This is a genomic window from Enterobacter sp. MGH120, assembly GCF_001037725.1.
Lineage (GTDB): Bacteria > Pseudomonadota > Gammaproteobacteria > Enterobacterales > Enterobacteriaceae > Enterobacter > Enterobacter hormaechei_C.
Window position 1 is genome coordinate 2,833,373 of record NZ_KQ089940.1, and the last position, 22,206, is coordinate 2,855,578.

General features: G+C 60.1%; 4 protein-coding genes. 2 read left to right on the forward strand and 2 right to left on the reverse strand.

Annotated elements, in window-relative coordinates:
- Positions 1 to 174: 174 nt before the first annotated feature.
- The gene (locus tag SK54_RS13260; protein ID WP_048247403.1) at positions 175 to 18,180 is read right to left on the reverse strand and encodes an Ig-like domain-containing protein; all 18,006 of its coding nucleotides are present in this window, start codon (positions 18,178 to 18,180) and stop codon (positions 175 to 177) included.
- A 121-nt stretch (positions 18,181 to 18,301) separates the two neighbouring features.
- Entirely contained in the window at positions 18,302 to 19,639 is a 1,338-nt protein-coding gene (locus tag SK54_RS13265) for a TolC family outer membrane protein (RefSeq protein WP_045911718.1), read from the reverse strand.
- A 732-nt stretch (positions 19,640 to 20,371) separates the two neighbouring features.
- Between SK54_RS13265 and SK54_RS13270 the strand changes: the two genes are divergently transcribed.
- Both SK54_RS13270 and SK54_RS13275 read left to right on the forward strand, forming a co-directional pair.
- Positions 20,372 to 21,115, forward strand: a complete 744-nt coding sequence (locus SK54_RS13270; protein ID WP_023296578.1) for a DeoR/GlpR family DNA-binding transcription regulator — start codon at positions 20,372 to 20,374, stop codon at positions 21,113 to 21,115.
- A 13-nt stretch (positions 21,116 to 21,128) separates the two neighbouring features.
- On the forward strand, positions 21,129 to 22,196 hold the full coding sequence (locus tag SK54_RS13275; protein ID WP_023296577.1) for an oxidoreductase: 1,068 nt from the start codon (positions 21,129 to 21,131) through the stop codon (positions 22,194 to 22,196).
- Positions 22,197 to 22,206: the final 10 nt, after the last annotated feature.

The window sequence follows — 22,206 nt, forward strand, 5'->3', positions numbered from 1 at the left end:
TGCTACGTCCTGTTCAGGGCGATGATTTCGCACTGAAATGATACCTTTCCGGGATGATTAGAAATCGAACACTGTCTAAACGAGCCCGCAAAATAATCTTGTGAAATATAGGGTTATGGCTATTCGTGTAAAGAAACGCAAAAGGCCGCGAGGATCGCTCCCCGCGGCGTTGTTTTACGCAATTAACAGTTGATGATTGGCCAACAGCGTCGCCAGATCCGTCTGCACGCCGTTCAGCGTTACCAGCGTGGTGGGCGTGAACTGACCGCCCGTCCCGTCCAGGTCAACCTGGATCTCGGTGTTGCTGCCGTTTTGCACAACGCGGATGTAGTCGGCGATGTTGCCCGCGCTGCTGTCCAGCGTCGCCACGCCGTTCACGTAGCTCGCCGAGCCGGTGCCGGTATAGCCGCTGTCGGAAAGCAGGTCGCGCAGATCGATACGGTCCGTATCCGCCGTCCCTTCCCAGGTGCCGACGGTAAAGCCGTTCACCACATCGCTACCGTTGCCGCCCGTCGCGTCAGACGCGTTGATCAGCTTATAGAGCAACGTATCGTGACCGCCGCTGCCGATGTTGAAGGTGTCGTTCCCGCCCCGGCCTTCGAACTGGTTATCACCGCTGTTGCCGGTGATCACGTCGTCATAGTCGGAGCCGTTAATCCCTTCAATATTCAACAACCGCGTGGTACCGAATCCGGTGTCCTGCGCCGTTGAGAGGCGCAAATCAACGGTTATCCCAGAGGTGGCATTACGATAATCCACCACGTCCATGCCGCCGGTATTGCTCCAGGTGTCGTAGTCGGAATGGGTATTCCAGCCGCCGGAGCCGTTATAGGTATAGGTCCCATCCTCTGCGATAAAGGTGTCGTTATACCCGGTACCGGTGATGGTTCCGCTGTGGCCGCCGGTGGCCGCTTCGGCGGTGAGAACATAACCCTCTTTGCCGTTGCCCGCGTCCAGGCCGGTCCAGGTGACGTTATCCGAGACGCCGTTGGTGATCTTCACGATCTCCGCCGAGTAGGTTTCGTTCGGATCCAGCCCGTAGAAACTCACCAGCGCAGAGGTATCGTTCGAGCCAATGCCGGACTGAGCGTTGATGATCTGCGAGGCCACCAGCACGCCCGCAGCGTTATACAGATTGACCGTGTTGCCGTAGTACGCGTTGATGCCTTCGCTATCGACAATGTGCAGATGCATCGCGGTACCGTCAGCGATCTCCGCATTGTTCTGCACCAGCACTACCTTACCGTTCTGCTGAGACACCAGCAGATCCTGCGCACCGTCCCAGTTGTAGTCCACCGCGGCGACGCCGGTGACGTTGGCCAGCCCAGAAGCCAGCTGGCTTGAAGTCCAGGTCGAGCCGTAGCCGTTGTTGGTGAACAGGGTCGCCGTCTGTGAGCTGCCGTAGGTGCTGAGCTTGATGATGTCCATCTGCCCGTCACCGTTCCAGTCTACCGCCACCGACAGATAGCCCGCCGTGGCGTTAGAGGCTTCCACCGCGCTTTTGGTCGTGGAAAGCTGCCCGGTACCGTCGTTGTAGTAAATCACCCCGCCGTTGTTGTTGTAGCTGCTGCCGAGGTACAGATCCATGTAGCCATCGCCGTTAAAGTCCGCCCACGTCATGGAGGCCGCCGTGGTGGTATTCGCCGCGTTGGCCACAAACACGTTGGTCAGGTTCTGGCCAATGGAAAGCGTACCGTTCCCGTTGTTGTTAATCACGGTGAGCGAGTACGCCCCGCTGCGGTTGGTGTGCTGCACGATGTCCACGGTACCGTCGTTGTTCAGGTCGACGCCGGAGATTTCACGCCCGGAATCGAACTGGCCGTAGAATCCACCTTCCCCGCCGGTGCCGTCCGGCGACAGAACGCCGTTGGTATTCACCAGGTAGGTCAGGGAGTCCATACCGGCATCGCCGTACGCCAGATCAAGATAGCCATCGCCGGTTTTATCGTAGGCAATTACGCCGCCGTACCAGATGGTGGTTCCCATCGCCAGCTGGCTGGCGGTGTAGCTGCTGCCATCGTAGGTCCACATCACCTGAGTAGAGCCCGCGTAGGTGTTCTCCGTCGCAAAGATATCCTGCGTGCCGTTACGGTCAAAGTCAGCTGCCGTCTGGCTCACCACATAGTAGCTACGGGTGTTAGTTAACGTATTCCCGGCATAGGTTGAATCATCGCTGCTGGAATAAGACTGTCCATTAGCAATGATATTCCACAGCCCGCTGCTGTTCATGCCGAGAGTCATGGTTGAGTTGTTGCTGTTCCCCGCAGTGGTCGCCCAGTCGGTATTCACCGAGGTGGTATCGATCACCAGGCTACCGGTTGCCGTACCGGTGGTGTTACCGTTGCCCGCGCTACTCTTCACCTGCGCGGTTACGTCGTAACTCGCCACACTCAGGGCATCGCTGTCCGGGATCTGTAGATACCAGGTATTGTGATCCGGGTCGACGACCACCGCACCGCCGGTCTGGGAGGTGTAGGTTTTCCCGTTCACCGTCACCACCAGATATTCACCGTTCACCAGGTCTGCGGAGACCGTACCGCTGACAATCGGCGTGGTATCCGAGGTGGTCTGGGCAGTAATCGCCGCGGTGGTGGTCGGGATGCTGGTATCGACGTTCAGCACAAAGCCATCCGATTCCGTGTAGTTACCGGCTTTGTCGGTGACGCGCAGAATGTAGGTGTGATTCCCGTCGAGCAGGCCGTTGTCCTGATAGGACCAGCTTGCGCTGCCGTTCATCGTGACCTGACCCAGCAAGATCCCGTCCCGGTAAAGCTGCACGATTTCGCCATCTTCCGGAGCGCGGTTAAGCGTACCGTTGATCAGCGGCGAGGTATCGTCCGTCGCGACTGATGCGCCGTACGTGCCTGTACGTTCTCCTTCCCCGTCGGTATAGCTGACCACCGTTCCCACCGTGTCAGGCGGCGTGGTATCAACCGTTACCACCTGCGAAGAGGTTGAGCCGACGTTGCCCGCCTGGTCGATGATCCGCACCTGGTAGGTGTAATCCCCATCTGCCAGATCGCGGGTATCCGTATAGCTCCAGCGCTGGTTAGTGACGGTAGTGTCAATCCAGGTATTACCGCCGTCGAGGCTGATCTGTACGCGCTCGTCGCTGGCCAGCGCGCTGCCCAACGAGCCGTTGATCGTCAGCGAGGTGTCCATGGTGATGAAATCACTCCCGGACTGCCCGGTATCTTCGCTGATGCTGTCAATGGTGATGCCGTACTGCGGCGCCTGGGTATCCACCGTCACGTCCTGCGTGGTGGTGGCCCCAACGTTGCCCGCCTGATCGACAACCCGCACCTGATAGCGGTAGTCGCCGTCGGCCAGGGTGCGGGTGTCGTTATAACTCCACCGGGTGCCGCTTACCGTGGCGTAAACCCAGGTGGTGCCGCCATCCATGCTCACCTGCACATACTCACCCGCCCCGAGTTCGTCCCCGAGCGTCCCGTTGAGCGTGTACGAGGTCGAACTGGTCAGGAAGTCGTTATTGTCGAAGCCGGTATCGACGGTGATGTTATCCACGGTAACCGTAATCGCCGCATCCGGCGCGACCGTATCGACCGTCACCTGCTGATGAGCGCTGGCACCTACGTTGCCTGCCGCATCCACTACGCGAACGTAGTAGTCATAGGTCTGGTTACCCAGCGTGCGGCCGTCCACGTAGTACCAGCTGTTGCCAGTGACGATCACGTTCTGCCAGGTGACCCCGCCGTCGATGCTGATCTGGGCATATTCGCCGTCGGCCAGCGTTGCGCCGAGCGAGCCGTGCAGCGTCAGGGAGGTATCATTGGTGATAAAGTCGCTGCTGCTCAGGCCGGTATCGTCGCTGATGCTGTCGATAGCGATCGTTTTGCTGGCGTCCGGCGCGACGGTATCAATGGTCACCACCTGGCTGGTAGTGGCGCTGATATTCCCCGCGTCGTCAATCACCCGCAGCTGATAGTTGTAGTCTCCGTCGGCCAGCGTGCGGCCGTCAACGTAGGTCCAGCTCAGGCCGCTGACGCTCACGTCAGTCCAGGTTGCGCCACCGTCGAGGCTGATCTGAGCGTGGTCGCCGCTGCCCAGGGCCGCGCCGAGCGTCCCTTTCAGGCTGATCTGGTTGTCGCTGGTAATAAAGTCGCTGTCGGACAGGCCGGTATCCTGCGAGACGGAATCCACGGTAATAGTCGCCGCCGCAGGCTTCGTCAGATCGATTACCACGTCCTGGCTGTCCGTTGCCCCAACGTTGCCTGCATTGTCGATCACGCGCACCTGGTACTGGTACGTACCGTCGGTCAGGGTACGGCCATCGGTGTAGCGCCAGGTGGTGCCGGTGACGGTCAGGTCAATCCAGGTGGTACCGCCGTCAAGGCTGATCTGCGCCTTCTCGTTATTGCCGAGCTGCGCGGTCAGGGAACCATTCACCACCACCTGGCTGTCGTTGGTGATGAAGTCATTCGCGCTGAGGCCGGTATCGTTTTGCAGGGAATCAATGCTGATCCCCATCGACGGTGCGGTGAGATCCACGGTAACGGTATGGTTATCGCTGGCGCTGTTGCCGATGGCGTTGCTCACCTGCGCGTTAATCACGTACGAACCGCCGTCCGCCAGCGCGGTCACGTCTGCGCTGCCGACCGTATAGCTCCAGGTGCCGTCATTTTGAACGGTAGCCGTGTAGGTTTTACCGTTAAGCGTAATGGTCACCGTCTGGCCCGTTGGCGCATCGGTGGTGCCGCTGATAACCAGCGGCGTGCCGTGCTCGGCGGCGTTGACGATATCATCCTGCGCAAAGGTGTTAATGGCGATGGTCGGCACGTCGCCGTTCAGCGTCACGTCGTGCGTTGCGCTGCCCGGGTTACCTGCCTTATCGCTCACCGTAGCCGTAATGGTGTAATCCCCGTCGCTCAGTCCGAGGAAGTCGCGTCCCGGCACGAAGACGGACCAGGAGCCATTCGCCGCCACGGTCGCCTGATAGCTGTGGCCGTTGAAGGAGACGGTCACCGTCTGGCCCTGCTCCGCGGTGGTGGTCCCGCTGATGGTCTGTCCCGCCAGCTGCTCGGCGTTGTTGACGATATCGTCATCGGCCACGGTGCTGATGGTCACGGCTGGCGCGACGGTATCGACCGTTAAGGTATGCGTCGTCTGGCCGTTATTACCCGCCTTGTCGTTCACCGACGCGGTGACCGTCAGCGCGCCTTCGCTCAGGTTGGCAAGATCGGCGGCCGGGACGTCGAGCGTCCAGGTGCCGTCGTTTGCCACAAGCGCAGTGTAGGTTTTCCCGCCCAGCGTGACGGTCACCGTCTGGCCTGCTTCCGCGCTGGAAGAGCCGTGTACGGTGAGCGGCTGTTGGGCTTCCGCCGCATTCAGCACATCGTCGCCCGACAACGTGTTCACGCTAATCACCGGCGCGGTGGTGTCCACGCTGATGGTGTGCGTCGCCGAGGCGCTGTTCCCGGCGCTGTCCTGCGCCGAAACAGAAACCTGGTAGCTCGCGCCGTCGGCCAGGGTGCCCACGTCGGCGGCCGGTACGGTGGTTGTCCAGGAGCCATCGCTCTGGATAGTGGCCGTATAGCTCTTACCATTCAGGGTGATAGTGACCTGCGTGCCGTTAGCAAACTGCGCGCTGGAGCCGTTGATGACCAGCGACGCCCCCGCTTCTGCCGCATTGATCACGTCATCACCGCTGAGGGTGTTGACGGTCAGCGCGACCGATGCGGTATTTACCACCACGTCATGGGTCTGGGTGCTGCTGTTGCCCGCGCTGTCGGTGATTGTCGCGCTGAGGGTCACGGTGCCGTCGGTCAGGGCAGAAATGTCGCTGGCAGGAACGCCCACGCTCCATTTGCCACTGGCGTCAACGGTGGTGGTGTACTGGTTCGAACCTATCGTGATGACCAGCTTATCGCCGACGCTGGCGCCGGTTGCGGTGCCGCTGATGACCTGCGCCTGCCCGTGCTCAACGCTGTTGATGACGTCATCGCCCGCCACGACGTTAAAGCTGACGGTCGGCGGCGTAGTATCGAGCGTAATCGCTTTGCCCGCGCTGCCCGGGTTACCCGCGGCGTCACTCACGCTCACCTGCACGGTGTAGCCGTTATCCGCCAGAGTGGACAGATCGGCGGCCGGCACGTTAATGCTCCAGACGCCGCCCTGCTGAACCTGTGCGGTATAGCTGTTTCCACCGAGGTTAACGGTTACCGTCTGACCGACTTCAGCCGTGGTGGTGCCGGAAATGGCCACGCCCGCAGCCGCTTCGCTGCCGTTGATCACGTTGTCGCCGGCTACCGTGTCAATGGTCACGGTTGGCGCCGTGGCATCGACGCTGTACTCCCGGCCCGCAGACGCGCTGTTGCCGTTCACATTGGTAACGCTCACCTGCACGCTGGCGTCGCCGTCTTTCAGACCCGCAAGATCCGAGGAAGGCACGGTGGCCGTCCAGTTGCCGTCGGCATCGACTTTGGCGGTGTAAGACTTGCCGCCAAAGGTGATGGTCACGGTCTGGTTCTCTTCCACATTGGAGGTGCTGCCGGAAAGCACCAGATCCGCGCCTTTCTCCGCCGCGTTAATCACGTCGTCGGTGGCGATGGCATCAATGCTGATCGCCACGGCTGCCAGATCGACGGTGACGTCGTGGCTGATAGAGACCGGATTGCCCGCCGCGCTCTGGCCTGCAACGGTCACGGTAACCGTGCCCGCAGCCAGGGCCCCGACGTCTGCTGCCGGGATCGCCGCGCTCCAGGTACCGTCTGCCAGCACGGAGGCCGCATAGGTTTTGCCATTGACGGTCACGGTGAGCGTAGTGCCTGCCGCCAGTCCGTCGCTGGAGCCGGTGACAATCAGGTTCTGTCCATGCTCGATGCTGTTAATCACATCGTCGCCCGCGACGGTATCCACGCGCAGGCCCGGCAGGCTGGCGTCGATAGTGATATCGCGCTCGCCCGTTCCCGTATTGCCATGGTCATTAGTGACGGTTGCTGACACCGTTAAATCGCCATTGCCCAGCGCGGTCAGGACGGATTCCGGCACGTTAACGGACCAGGTCAGATCGCTCTGCACCGTCGCGGTATAGGTGTTGCCGCCGATGTTCACCGTCACGGTGTTACCGATGTCCGCGTTCGCCACCTTACCGGTAATGGTCTGGCCTGCGGCCACTTCCGCCGCGTTGATGACGTTGTCCCCCGCCACGGTGTTGATGGTGACGGTTGGCAGCGCGGTATCGACAAGCAGGTTCGCCGTAGTGCTGATGCTGTTGCCCACGCCGTTGGTGGCCGTCGCGCTCAGGGTGTAGCTGGCTTCACCGAGGCCTGACAGATCCGCAGCCGGAACCGTCAGGCTCCAGGTGCCGTCTGCCGCAGTCGTCGCCGTGTAGTTTTTACCGTTCAGGGTCACGGTGACCACGGTGCCTTCCGCCAGGTTGGCGCTGGTGCCGCTGACGCTCAGATCCTGGCCTTTTTCAACGGCGTTCAGGACGTTGTCATCGCTGATGGCGTTGAAGCTGACCGACGGCAGACCGGTATCGACGGTCACATTATGCGTGCCGCTGCCGGTATTGCCCGCCGCGTCGGTGACTGACGCAGTGACGGTCACGCTGCCGTCGCTGAGGCCTGAAATCACATTCGCCGGAACGCCCACGCTCCAGTTACCCGCCGCATCCAGCACGGTGGTGTACGACTGGCCGCCGATGGTGACGGTGACGGTGTCGCCCGCCGCCGCGCCGGTGGCGGAGCCGCTGATAATTTGCGCCTGATTGTGTTCAGCCACGTTAATCACATCGTCACCTGCAACGGTGTGGATGGTCACCGCAGGTACGGTGACGTCCACCGTCAGGGTGTGGTCAACCGACGCCGGGTTACCCGCCTTGTCGCTGACTGAGGCGGTGACCGTCACGCTGCCGTCGGTTAATCCTGCCAGATCCGCCGCCGGAACGTTCAGCGTCCAGCTGCCGTTCGCGCTGACGGTTGTGGTGTAATCTTTGCCGTTCAGCGATACGGTCAGCGTCTGGCCTGCTTCGGCGGTACTGGTGCCGGAGATTGCCAGGTCTGACTGAGCTTCCGTGGCGTTCAGGATATCGTCGGTGGCAATCGTGTTGATGGTCACGGACGGCGCGGTAGCATCCACGCTGTACTCACGGCCCGCCGAGGCGCTGTTGCCGTTCACGTTGGTGACGCTCACCTGCACGCTGGCGTCGCCATCCTTCAGGCCAGCCAGATCCGCTGACGGCACGGTGTAAGTCCAGTTGCCGCTGTCGTCCACGGTGGTGGTGTAGATCCTGCCGTTCAGACTGATGGTCACGGTCTGCCCGGCTTCCACGTTGGTGGTCACACCGGACAGCACCAGATCCGCGCCCTTCTCCGCCGCGTTAATCACGTCGTCGGTGGCAAGCGCATTGATGCTGATGGCAACGGTAGTCAGATCCACGGTCACGTCGTGGCTGATGGTGATCGGATTACCCGCCGCGCTGTCACCGGTAACGCTGATTTTCACGGTGCCTTCCGGCCACGCGCTCACGTCGGCGGACGGGATCGCCGCGCTCCAGGTGCCGTCTGCCAGTACCGTTGCCGCGTAATCTTTACCGTTGACGGTAACCGTCAGCGCCGTGCCCGGCGCCAGCCCGTCGCTGGAGCCTGAAACAATCAGGTTCTGCGCGTGCTCGATGGTGTTGACCACGTCGTCACCCGCCACGGTATTCACGCGCAGGCCCGGCAGGTTAGCGTCGATAGCGATCTCGCGTTCGCCGGTGCCGGTGTTGCCGTGGCCGTTGGTGACGGTCGCCGTCACGCTCAGGCTGCCGTTGCCGAGTGCGGTCAGCACGTCAGACGGCACGTTGACGGACCAGGACAGATTATTCTGCACCGTTGCGGTGTAGCTGTGGCCGCCGATAGTCACGGTCACGGTGTTGCCCGCTTCGGCATTCGCCACGGTGCCGCTCAGTGTCTGGCCTGCCGCCACTTCCGCCGCGTTGATGACGTTGTCCCCCGCCACGGTGTTGATGGTAACGGTTGGCAGCGCGGTGTCGACAAGCAGGTTCGCAGAACTGCTCACGCTGTTGCCAACGCCGTTGGTGGCCGTCGCGTTCAGGGTGTAACTGGCCTGACCGAGACCGGCCAGATCCGCAGCCGGAACCGTCAGGCTCCAGGTGCCGTCTGCCGCAGTTGTCGCCGTGTAGTTTTTACCGTTCAGGGTCACGGTGACCACGGTGCCTTCCGCCAGGTTGGCGCTGGTGCCGCTGACGCTCAGATCCTGGCCTTTTTCAACGGCGTTCAGGACGTTGTCATCGCTGATGGCGTTGAAGCTGACCGACGGCAGACCGGTATCGACGGTCACATTATGCGTGCCGCTGCCGGTATTGCCCGCCGCGTCGGTGACTGACGCAGTGACGGTCACGCTGCCGTCGCTGAGGCCGGAAATGACGCTGGCCGGAACGCCCACGCTCCAGTTACCCGCCGCATCCAGCACGGTGGTGTACGACTGGCCGCCGATGGTAACGGTGACCTTATCGCCCGCCGCCGCGCCGGTGGCGGAGCCGCTGATAATCTGCGCCTGATTGTGTTCAGCCACGTTAATCACGTCGTCGCCTGCCACGGTGTGGATGGTCACCGCAGGTACGGTGACGTCCACCGTCAGGGTGTGGTCAACCGACGCCGGGTTACCCGCCTTGTCGCTGACGGCCGCGGTCACGGTGACGCTGCCGTCGGTTAATCCTGCAAGGTCAGCTGCCGGCACGTTCAGCGTCCAGCTGCCGTTCGCGCTGACGGTTGTGGTGTAATCTTTGCCGTTCAGCGATACGGTCACCGTCTGGCCTGCTTCGGCGGTGCTGGTGCCGGAGATTGCCAGGTCGGACTGCGCTTCTGAGGCGTTCAGGATATCGTCGGTGGCAATCGTGTTGATGGTCACGGACGGCGCGGTAGCATCCACGCTGTACTCGCGGCCCGCAGACGCGCTGTTGCCGTTCACGTTGGTGACGCTCACCTGCACGCTGGCGTCGCCGTCTTTCAGACCGGTCAGATCCGCAGACGGCACCGTGGCGGTCCATTTACCCTCAGCGTCCACCGTGGCGGTGTAGTTCTTGCCGCCGAAGGTGATGGTGACGATCTGGTTTTCTTCGACGTTCGAGGTGGTGCCGGAGAGCACCAGATCCGCACCCCTCTCGGCGGCGTTGATCACGTCATCGGAAGCGATGGCGTCAATGCTGATGGCGACGTTTGCCAGATCCACCGTCACATCATGGTTGATAGTCACCGGATTGCCCGCGCTGCTCTGGCCTTCAACGTTCACGGTGACCGTGCCTGCGGCAAGGGCACTCACGTCCGCAGAAGGGATCGCCGCGCTCCAGGTGCCGTCTGCCAGCACGGTAGCCGGATAGGTTTTACCGTTTACGGTGACGGTCAGCGCTGTGCCCGCCGTCAGGCCGTCGCTTGAACCCGTGATAATCAGATTCTGCCCGTGTTCGATGCTGTTAATCACGTCATCGCCCGCTACGGTGTCCACGCGCAGGCCCGGCAGATTCGCGTCGATAGTGATATCGCGCTCGCCGCTGCCGCTGTTGCCCACGCCGTTCGTGACGCTGGCGGTCACAGTCAGATCGCCATTGCCCAGCGCGGTGAGCACAGACTCCGGTACGCTGACGGACCAGGTGAGATTGTCCTGTACCGTTGCGGTGTAGCTGTGGCCGCCAACAGACACAGTCACGGTGTTGCCCGCTTCGGCATTCACCACTGTGCCGCTAATGGTCTGGCCGGTTGCCAGCTCCGCTGCGTTGATCACGTCGTCGCCCGCCACGGTGTTGATGATGACGCCAGGCAGCACGGATTCCACGTTCACGGTGTGCGAGGTGCTGGAACTGTTGCCGACGCTGTCCGTCGCGGAGGCCGACACGGTGTAAAGCGCTTCACCCAGTTGCCCCACCTCGCTCGCCGGAACGGTTGTGGTCCACTGGCCATTGGTGTCCACCGTGGCGCTGTACGCTTTGCCGTTGAGCATCACGGTGACCACCGCGCCCGCTGCCAGCCCGGAAGCCGTACCTGTGATGGTCAGATCCTGCGTTTTCTCGCTGCTGTTGATCACATCGTCACCGGACACGGTGTCAATGGTCAGCACCGGCGCGGTGAGGTTGACTTCAACCTCGTGCGTTGTGCTGTTGCTGTTTCCGGCTTTATCGGTCAGCGCCGCGGTGATGGTGTAATCCCCGGCGGCCAGGGCACTCACGTCCGCCGCAGGCACGCCCACGCTCCACCTGCCGGAAGTGTCCAGGGTCGCGGTGTAATCTTTGTTATTGATGGTGACGGTCACCACGTCGCCCGCCGCCGCACCGGTCACGGAACCGGTGACAATCAGCGCCTGCGCATGCTCGGCGCTGTTAATCACGTCGTCGTCGGAAACGGTGTTAATGGTCAGCTGTGGCACCGTGGTATCCACCAGCACATCGCGGTCCGCCGAGGCCGGGTTACCCGCCTTATCCGCGACGGCTGCCGTGATGGTGTAATCGCCGTCGGTAATCGCGCCGATATCCGCAGACGGTACGGTGACGCTCCAGCTGCCGTTCGCCTGTACGGTGGTGGTGTAGTCCACGCCGTTCAGCGTCACGGTCACGGTCTGGCCCGCTTCGGCGTTGGAGACACCGTTAATGACCAGATCCTGCTGCGCTTCGGCCGCGTTGATGATGTTGTTGTCGCTGACGATCTCGATGGACACCGTCGGCGCGGTGGCGTCCACGCTGTACTCGCGGCCCGCCGAGGCGCTGTTGCCGTTCACGTTGGTGACGCTGACCTGCACGCTGGCGTCGCCGTCTTTCAGTCCGCCCAAATCGGCAGACGGTACGGTCGCCGTCCAGTTGCCGCTGGCATCCACCGTCGCGGTGTACAACTTGCCGCCGAAGGTGATGGTAACGGTCTGGTTTTCTTCCACGTTGGTGGTCGAGCCAGACAGCACCAGGTCCGCGCCTTTCTCAGCCGCGTTGATTACGTCGTCAGAAGCAATCGGATTAATGCTGATGGCGACTGCCGCCAGATCCACTTTCACGTCGTGGCTGATGGAAACCGGGTTACCCGCCGCGCTCTGGCCGTCAACGGTCACGGTGATCGTGCCTGCGCTCAGCGCGCCGACGTCCGCCGCCGGAATAGCCGCCGTCCAGGTGCCGTCCGCCAGCACGGTTGCCGCGTAGATTTTGCCGTTGACGGTGACCGTCAGCGCCGATCCGCTCGCCAGCCCGTCGCTGGAGCCGGTGATAATCAGGTTTTGACCATGTTCGATGCTGTTGATCACATCGTCGCCTGCTACGGTATCCACGCGCAGGCCCGGCAGGCTGGCATCAATCGTGATGTCGCGTTCGCCGGTGCCGGTGTTGCCGTGGCCATTGGTCACGCTCGCAGTTACGGTGAGATCGCCGTTACCGATAGCGGTTAAGACGTCAGACGCCACGTTAACCGACCAGCTCAGGTCGTCCTGAACCGTCGCGGTATAGGTGTTGCCCCCGATACCGATCGTGACAGTGTCACCGCTCGCCGCGCCGCTCACTTTCCCGCTCAGGGTTTGTCCGGAAGCCACTTCCGCCGCGTTAATCACGTCGTCGGTGGCAACCGCATTAATGGTGACCTGCGGCAGCGCGCTGTCGACCAGCACGCTATGGCTGGTATTCGCGCTATTACCCGCGGTATCGGTCACGCTGGCCGTCACGCTGTAGCTCGCTTCGCCCAGTACCGAGACGTTTGCCGCCGGAAGGGTGACGCTCCAGTTACCGCTGGCATCGGTGGTGGCGGCGTAACTGATACCGTTCAGGGTTACGGTGATGCGGGTCCCGTCCGGCTGGTTGCTGGTGCCGGAGATCAACAGGTCCTGGCCTTTTTCGGTCGCGTTGATCACGTCGTCAACCGCCAGGGTATTGATGGCAATCACCGGCGCGGTCAGGGAGACGTCAAACGCGTGCGTCGCGCTGGTGCTGTTGCCCGCTTTATCGGTGAGTGTCGCGGAGATCGTCTGATCGCCGTTAGCCAGCGCGCCCACGTCCGTCGCCGGAACGCCCACGCTCCAGTTGCCGGACGCATCCAGCATCGCGGTGTAGTCTTTCCCGTTCAGGCTCAGGGTAATCACATCGCCCGCCTGCGCGCCCGTCACCTTGCCGGTGACAATCAGCGCCTGGCCGTGCTCGGCAATATTAACAATGTCGTCGCCCGCCACAATGTTGAAGATAATCTGCGGCACGGTAGTGTCGACCAGCACGGACGCCCCCGCGCTGGCCGGGTTGCCCGCTTTATCGGACACAGTCACCGTGACCGCCGCGCTGCCGTCGGCGATCCCCGCCAGATCCGCCGCCGGAACGTCCAGCGTCCAGCTGCCGTTCGCCTGCACCTGGGCGGTGTACTGATTGCCGTTGAAGGTCACGGTGACCGTCTGGCCTGCTTCGGCAGTAGACGTCCCGCTCAGGGTCAGATCCTGCGCCGCCTCTGCCGCATTCAGCATGTTGTCGCCGCTGATGGTGTTGATGGTGACCGCTGGCGCGGCGGTATCGACGCTGAATGCCTGCGAGGAAGAGGCCGCGTTGCCGTTCACGTTGGTGACGCTGACCTGTACGCTGGCGTCGCCGTCCTTCAGGCCGCTTAGATCGGCAGCCGGTACGGTGCAGGTCCAGTCGCCGTTGGCATCGACCGTCGTGGTCCAGGTTTTACCCGCTAAGATAATGGTAACGGTCTGGCCCGCTTCAACGTTCGAGGAGGAGCCGGACAGCACCAGATCCTGGCCTTTTTCTGCCGCGTTAAGCACGTTGTCGTCCGTCACGCTGTTGATGCTTATCGCCACCGGGGCGAGATCGACATCCACAACGGTACCGATATTCACCGGGTTGCCGGAGGTATCCTGCGCGCTGGCGCTGATGGTGAGCGACCCGTCTGCCCACCGGGAGACGTCGGCGGCCGGAACCGCAGCCTGCCAGGTGCCATCCGCCAGTACCGAGGCGGAATAACTCTTGCCGTTGATGGTCACGGTGACGGTGCTACCCGCCGCCAGGTCGGTGCTGGTGCCGGAGATAACCAGGTTCTGCGCGTGTTCAATAACGTTAATGACGTCGTCACCGGCGACGGTATCAATGCGCAGGCCGGGCAGCTGGGCGTCAATGGTGACATCCAGGGAAGACGATCCGGTATTGCCGTGCGCGTTCGTTACGCTGGCCGATACGGTCAGGTCGCCGTTGCCGAGCGCGGTTAACTGACTCTGGGTTAACGGCAGGCTCCAGGTGAGATCGTCCTGTACGGTGGCCGTGTATGTCTGCCCGCCGAGGATAATCGTGACGGTATCGCCCGATGCCGCGTTAGAAACCTTTCCGGTCAGGGTTTGCCCTGCGGCCACTTCCGCCGCGTTGACGATATTGTCGCCCGCGAAGTTGTTGAGGGTAACAACCGGCAGCGAGCTGTCCACCAGTACATCGTGCGTGGCAGCGGCGCTGTTGCCCACATTATCGGTGACGCTCGCCGTCACGGTGTAATTGGCTTCACCCAGCGCGCTCACCGCAGAGGCGGGGACGGTAACGCTCCAGTTGCCGCTGGCGTCGGTGGTGGCGGTGTAGTTGATACCGTTCAGATTAACGGTGATGGTGGTTGCTTCCGGCTGGTTGCTGGTACCGGAAAGCAGCAGATCTTCGCCCTTCTCTGCCGCATTGATCACGTCATCCGCGGCCAGCGTGTTAATACCGATAACGGGCGTCACAGTATTGACCACCACATCCACTGAACTGCTGCCGGTGTTGCCGGATTGGTCGGTCACGGAGACGTTAATGGTCCAGGTGCCGTCCGTCAGCCCCTGAACGACGGACGCAGGCAGGCCGAGGCTCCAGTTGCCTGCCGCATCCACCACGGTGGTGTAGTCCACGTTATTGATGGTGATGGTGACCAAATCGCCCGCCGCCGCGCCGGTGACGGAGCCGCTCAGGATCTGCGCCTGAGCATGGGCCAGCTGGTTAACGGTGTTGGTGTCGGTGACGAAATCGTTGATGGTCACCTGCGGCACGGTGGCATCCACCAGCCCAACGCGGTCCGCGCTGCTGCTGTTGCCCGCCACGTCACTGACGGTGGCCGTCACGGTGACATTGCCATCGGTCAGCGCGCCTACGTCGGCGGCAGGCACGTTCAGCTGCCAGCGACCGTCCGCCTGTACCGTGGTCTGGTAAGATTTACCGTTCAGCGTCACGGTGACCGTCTGGCCCGCTTCAGCGGTTGTGCTGCCGCTGAGCACCAGATCCTGCTGCGCTTCTGCCGCATTAATGATGTTGTCGTCGGTCAGGTTATCAAGCGTAATGGCTGGCGGCTGCGTATCGACGATCACCACGCGTGAGGCGTCCGCGCTGTTGCCGTTGACGTTAGTCACGCTGACGCTCACCTGCGCACGCCCGTCGATCAGCGTTTCCATCGCGCTCGCCGGAACGGTCAGGTGCCAGGAGCCGTCCTGCTGCACCTGTGCAGTAAAGGTTTGATCCGCGAATTTCACCACCACGGTCTGCCCGGCCTCCACGCCCTGCGTCTGACCAGAAAGCGTGACATCCGCGCCTTTTTCCGCCGCGTTGAGCATATCGTCAGTGGTTACGGTATCGATGGTGACGGCCACCGCATTCAGGTCAAGCTCGATCGGGTGTTCAGCCGCCACAGTGTTGCCCCAGGCATCTTCCGCGCTGACGCTGACGGTCATGCCTCCCGCCGTCCATGCCTGAAGGTCCGCCGCCGGCACGCCAATCTGCCAGTTGCCGCTGGCGTTAACCGTGGTGACGTATTCGACATTATTGATGGTAACGGTGATCTGTGTGCCTTCGGCCAGATGAGTGCTGGAGCCGGTTACGGCCAGATCCTGCTGCTGCTCGATGGCGTTAATCACGTCATCGCCAGAGATCGTGTTCACGCGCAGGCCCGGCAGTTCGGCGTTGATGTTGATATCACGTTCGCCGGTGCCGGTATTGCCGTGCGCATTGGTGACAGAGGCGCTGAAGGTTAAATCGCCGTCGCCAAACGCCTGGAGGTCGGCCGATGGGATTGTCACGCTCCATTTCAGGTCGCTGCCAACCGTCGCGGTATAGCTCTTGCCGCCCACGGTGACAGAGACGGTATCGCCCGCCGCCGCGCCGGTGACGCGTCCACTGAGGGTTTGGTCAACCGCCGCTTCGGCGTTATTGACCAGGTTATCCCCGGCAAAGGTGTTGACGATCACCTGCGGCAGCACGGTGTCTACCAGCAGATTCGCCTCGGCGGAGCCGCTGTTACCCACGCTGTCGGTGCCGCTGACGCTGACGGTGTAAAGGGTATTCGCCAGATCCAGCACGTCGGAAACCGGCACCTGAACGGACCAGCGACCGTTCTCAACGGTGGCCTGATAGTTAACGTTGTTCAGCGTCACGGTGACAGCGCTGCCGTTCGGCAGATTACTGGTCCCGCTCAGGCTCAGGGGCTGCATGGCCTCCTGCGCATTCAGGACGTTATCCTGGCTGATGGGGTCAAGGGTAAATTCCGGCGGGTTGCCGCTCAGCGTAATGCCGTGCGTCGCGCTGCCGGTGTTGCCCGCCGTATCGGTCACGGAGACCGAAATGCTGTGGCTACCTTCCCCCAGCGCGCCAATGACGGAGGCAGGCACACCGACGCTCCAGCTGCCGTCCGCCTGGACGGCACCGGTAAAGGTCTTGCCGCCAACGGTCACGGTGACAATGTCGCCCTCCGCCGCGCCGTTCGCCTGGCCGGAAATAATCTGCGCCTGCCCCTGCTCGCTGGTGTTCAGAATGTCGTCGCCCGCGACGGTGTTGATAGTGACCACTGGCGCTGCGGTATCGACCGTGAAATCGGCGGTGGTGGATGACCCGTTACCCGCTTTGTCGCTGACGTTTACCGTCAGGGTGTGCTCGCCGTTAGCCAGCGCCTGTACTTCACTGGCCGGAAGCGTAACGGACCAGCTGCCGTCGCTGCCCACGGTCGCCGTGTGATTTTTGCCGTTCAGCGTGACCGTCACAATCTGGCCCGCTTCCGCATCGGTTTTCCCGGTCAGCGTCAGCGGCTGATTATGTTCAGCCGCGTTGATGATGTTGTCCTGGGCGATCGTGTCGACAGAGATCACTGGCGAGGCGGTATCCACGCCAATCGTCTGGCTGCCGGACACGGTGTTGCCCGCCGCGTCTTTTCCGCTGACGTTGACCGTCCAGGTACCATCGCCCAGCGCCTGTGCGTCGACCGCAGGGACCTTCACGCTCCATGCGCCGTTTGCCCCCACTTCTGCGGTATAGGTTTTACCGTTGAGCGTGACGGTAAGCGCCGTTCCCTGGGCCAGGTTTTTGCTGGTGCCGGACAGTGTAAAGCCAGCGGCCTGCTCGCTGGCGTTGATCACGTTATCGCCCGCCGTGGTGGCGAGCGTCACGCTGGCATCCGCTGTAGAAACGGTTACGGTGATACTGCCCGCAGAGGTCGTTTTACTGCCGTCGATCTGTACGACAGACCAGGTATGCTCCCCGTCGGCCTGGGTCGGGAGTGTTACCGTCCAGGTGCCGTCCTTCGCGACCATGGTGCTGGCGATAGTGCTGCCGCTGCCGTCTTTAACCTGAATGGTCGCGCCCGGCTGCCCGGTACCGCTGAAGGTGGGGGTGTTGTCATCCGTGACCGCTTTTGCACTCAGCACGCCCTGCTTGTCACCCGCGTTGTCCGTCAGCAAAAATGTCGGCGTGGCGCTTTCGACTTCTTTTGTATTATCAATAACTTTGGTTTTGGTTTCACCATCGCCGCCGTGAGCCAGCAGTGCGCCGATCGCACCGCCCCCTAACGCCGCACCGGCAATCCAGCCCCACGGCGCATCGCTTAAGACGCTTCCCTGCTCCAGGAAAGGTTCAATGCTGCTAATGGGTGCAGCCTGGGCGGTTAATTCGGTGGCGGCAACGCCTGATGCTTCCCCGGCATCGGCAAATGAAATATGCGTCAACGCCTGGTTATCGTTAAATACCAGCTCGGAATGATTATGGGTTTCCGTGTCTTCGACAAAATAATTATTGCAGCGGATCACGCTGCCATCTTTCATATAAATGAGGAGGTCATTCCCCTGGCGGACATAACGCACCACGTCCTGAGCAGAACCCTGAATTTCAATCACGCTCGGCGATGAAATAGAGACCGAGAGATTCCCTTCACCGGTTAATTTCGTCTTCTCTGCCGTTTTGCGAATGATGACATCAACAACTTTTGCGGTACTCATATTCTTCTCCTTGCAGGTGCGCGTATTCCTGTGGATATGTCCACCAGAGGGATGTAGCTATCCTTGGGAAAAATCACCCATTATTGTCTGACTTATTTCGCGCAGAAAGGCGCGCCTTTTTTTAACTTAAATCAGGTAATTTCGCGGCAGCGTTTTTCTCTATTCCGATAAGCGGCATGAGATTATCCACCGCGGAGGCGTAATTAATCGCCGCACTCCAGCCATCGTATTCAGCCATTATTTTCGCTGAGGTGGCAGACCAGACATCCTGCTCCACGCTGAGCAGATCGTTAATGCTGCGCTTGCTCAGGGTATATTCATTTTTGTAGACATCGCGGGCGCGCAACGCATTTTCCAGCTGACGCTTCCCGGCTTCCATTCGTCCACGCGCCCCGGTCCAGTCGGCCTGTGCGACGGAGGCTTTTTGCAGGACATCAAAACGGGCCTGATCGACCTGGGACGATGCCATTGCCCTTGCGCCCTCGGCCTGACGGACGCGCGCCGAGACCGCGCCGCCCTGATAAAGCGGTGCGTCAATATTGAGCTGGATCTGATCATCCCAGTACGCGCGATTATCAGACTCATAGCGGGTGCGGCCCCCTTTCAGGCTTAAGGTCGGCCAGTGCTGAGACCTGGCGGTTTCTACGCCGTACTGGGCTGAACGCTCCATGTTCTGCGCGGCCATCACCGTTGGGATCAGTGAATAATCAATCCGATTGAGAGAATCCGGCTCCACGGCCAGACCTCCCGGAACCGGTGAATAGCGTTCAGCCTGTATGCCAGTTAATACCGCCAGCCGCGCGCGGGCGCTGTTCAGAGACGCATTATACTGCTCTACCGTCGCCTGCATCCCGGCGATACGGGTGCGGGTCTGAAGCTCATCAGAGGTGGAGCTTACGCCAGCATCGGCGCGGAGTTTTGCCAGCTGCTCAACGTTTTTAAGCGCCTTCACGTTCTCTTTTGCCGCCTGCAACAGATCGCTGTAGCGTTTTACTTCCACATAGCTGAGGGCCGTTTTTTCCGCGACGGCAGACATCGTGCTCATCAGCTGGTAGCGATAGCTGTCACGCTGAGCTGAAGACTGGCTGATGCTGTTATTGGTCTTGCCAAAATCGTACACCAGCTGCGTCAGGCTCAGGCCCCAGGCTGCGGAATTTCGCAACGAGCCGCTTGAATCGGTGGTCTGGCTGTGACCCGTACTCCCGTTCAGGGCTATTTGTGGCATCCAGCCACTGCGCGCTTCGTCTATTTGTGCCTGGCCGATCCCCAGTTGCGCTGCCTGCTGGCTCACTGAGGGGTCGCGATCGAGAGCGAAAAGAATACTTTCTTTCATCGTCATTGCCGCAACGGGAGATATCCCCGCCTGGCCGTTATTTGCATTAGCCGCAGTCACCACCAGCGAAATTAAGGTCAGGGAGACAGATAATCTGAGCAACCTGTTATTGCATTTCATCTTCATAATATCCCCCGACTCCAGGTGATAGCCAAATAAATACCCAGGAAGAGGTACAAATAATTCTTCAGAAATCCCTCACCTCTTCTCGATTAATTTGGGTAATAGTTCCCCAAGCCCATTTCAATTGAGATGAGAGCCGTTCAATCTCTTTTTTTCTTTTAAGAATTTACTTAAATATTTATTGATTCGCAGCATAACAAAATGTGATATGAGCAACCACACCCGCAATGTTAATGCGGTGTTACAAATAAGAAAAAAGATGGGGTTTCTGGACAAAACGTTATAAAAGGCCTTTCAGATGAAACAAATAAACCCCCTGTAATATAAAGAAAATTCTAAAATGCCCCGGTGTACATTTTTGCGTTAATTTCACCCCGAATCAGACACAAAGATTTTCAAAGAAATGTCAACTTAAGTAATACACCGAATAAAATTGAATTATTTTACTTTAAAAATAGAAACTAATAGATATATGCACTAATTTATAATTACAAATTAGCTAAACATTCTGGTTAGAGCCAATAATCCGGCAGCTTAAGCCAAATTTTCAAGTAAAACATAGCGATAACAACATACCTAAAAGATACATACATGTTTTTGATGACTGATTAATGCGATATCAATAATCACATCATTAAACTGTTTTTGGATAACATCCCGCACCTGTCGCGATTCCCTTTCCTGCAAAATGCTGTAAACTGCGATTTATTGCGACATTTTGCAGGATACTGCCCCATGCATAAAACCGCCAGACAGAAATATGTGCTTGATATCATTACTGAGCAAGGCCAGGCCAGCATTACCGAGCTGGCAGAGCGATTGCAGGTTTCGGCGGACACCATCCGTCGCGATCTGACCGACCTGGAAAAACAGGGACTGGCACAAAAAAACCATGGCGGCGCCATCGCGCTGAATCTCTCGACGATGACCCGAGTAAGCAGGAATAGCTTGCTCCCTGAAATTAAGCAGCGGCTGGGTAAACAGGTTGCGCAATGCGTGCCTGCGGGCTCGACGCTTTTTCTGGACGCCGGAAGCACACTGCTGGCCGTTGCCTCTTTCCTTCAGGGGCCGCTGACCATCATCACCCCTTCTCTTGATATCGCCCAGCAGGTTAGCGATCGGGAAGATATTGACCTGATCCTGCTCGGTGGAAAGTGGGATCAGAAACAACGCCTGTTTGCCGGAAGCGCCACCCTTTCCCTGCTCTCTCGCTACCGGGCGGATATTGCCATCCTTGGCGCATGCGCCATCCATGCCGAACTCGGATTGAGCGCCAGTCAGGAGGCGGATGCCGAAGTGAAGCGTGCCATGCTGGCCGCAAGCCAGGCGCACTGGGTAGTCGCCGACCATCTAAAACTCAACCAGTGCGAACCGTATCTGGTGTCAGGGTTATCCGAGATTCATCAACTGTTTTTAGATCGTCCCTGGGCAGAGCTCGGGGACTATAGCGCCTTGCAGGTTACCGTTGGCGCGCATTAACGTGGAGAAGGTCATGAATAAAGTGAAGACAATGAATATTGCGCTGATCGGGTATGGTTTTGTAGGTAAGACGTTCCATGCCCCGCTGATCCAGTCCGTCGACGGCCTGAAGCTGGCGGTGGTCTCATCCCGGGATGAAGAGAAAGTGAAACGCGATCTGCCGGACGTCCTCGTTGTTGCCACGCCGGAAGAGGCCATTCAGCATCCGGATATCGACCTGGTGGTTATCGCCTCCCCTAACGCGACCCATGCGCCGCTGGCCACCCTGGCGCTCAATGCCGGCAAGCATGTGGTAGTGGATAAGCCGTTTACGCTGGATATGCAGGAAGCGCGAGATCTGATTGCGCTTGCGCAAGAAAAACAGCGCCTGCTCTCGGTCTTCCATAACCGCCGCTGGGATAGCGATTTTCTCGGCATTAAGCAGGTGATTGAGCAAGGCCGTATCGGTAAGGTGAAACATTTTGAGTCGCATATCGATCGTTTCCGTCCGGAGGTTCGCGTGCGCTGGAGAGAGCAAAACGTGCCCGGCAGCGGCCTGTGGTTCGACTTAGGCCCGCATATGATTGACCAGACGCTACAGCTTTTTGGTCTGCCGCAGTCGGTACAGGGCAACATCGCCACCCTGCGTGACGGCGCGGAGATTAACGACTGGGCGCACGTGGTGCTGAATTATCCGGAACACAAAGTGGTCCTCCATTGCAGCATGCTGGTGGCGGGTGGCGTTGCCCGCTTTACCGTCCACGGCGATAAGGCCAGCGTGGTGAAAGCGCACATCGATCAGCAGGAAGCCCAGCTGCTGGCAGGCGTCGTTCCGGGTAGCGAAAGCTGGGGTGAAGACAGCGACGCTATGGTGCTGTTTAATGCCCAGGGTGAAGCCAGCGCTATCCCTGCGCCAAAAGGCGACCAGCGGCAGTACTATATAAACGTGCGCGATGCCCTGAACGGCAAGATTGACAACCCGGTCCATCCGGTGGAAGCCCTGGCGGTGATGGCGGTGCTGGAAGCGGCGGTAAAATCTTCGGAAACGGGTTCAACTCTGGAACTTGACTTAACGGCGCAGGAGCGCGCGCAACTGCAATAAGCCGCAAAAA

What these genes read in the sequence shown, in the direction of transcription:
- SK54_RS13275 (WP_023296577.1), top strand. Translation starts at nt 21,129, where the DNA reads ATGAATAAAGTGAAGACAATGAATATTGCGCTGATCGGGTATGGTTTT.
- SK54_RS13270 (WP_023296578.1), top strand. Translation starts at nt 20,372, where the DNA reads ATGCATAAAACCGCCAGACAGAAATATGTGCTTGATATCATTACTGAG.
- SK54_RS13265 (WP_045911718.1), bottom strand. Translation starts at nt 19,639, where the DNA reads ATGAAGATGAAATGCAATAACAGGTTGCTCAGATTATCTGTCTCCCTG.
- SK54_RS13260 (WP_048247403.1), bottom strand. Translation starts at nt 18,180, where the DNA reads ATGAGTACCGCAAAAGTTGTTGATGTCATCATTCGCAAAACGGCAGAG.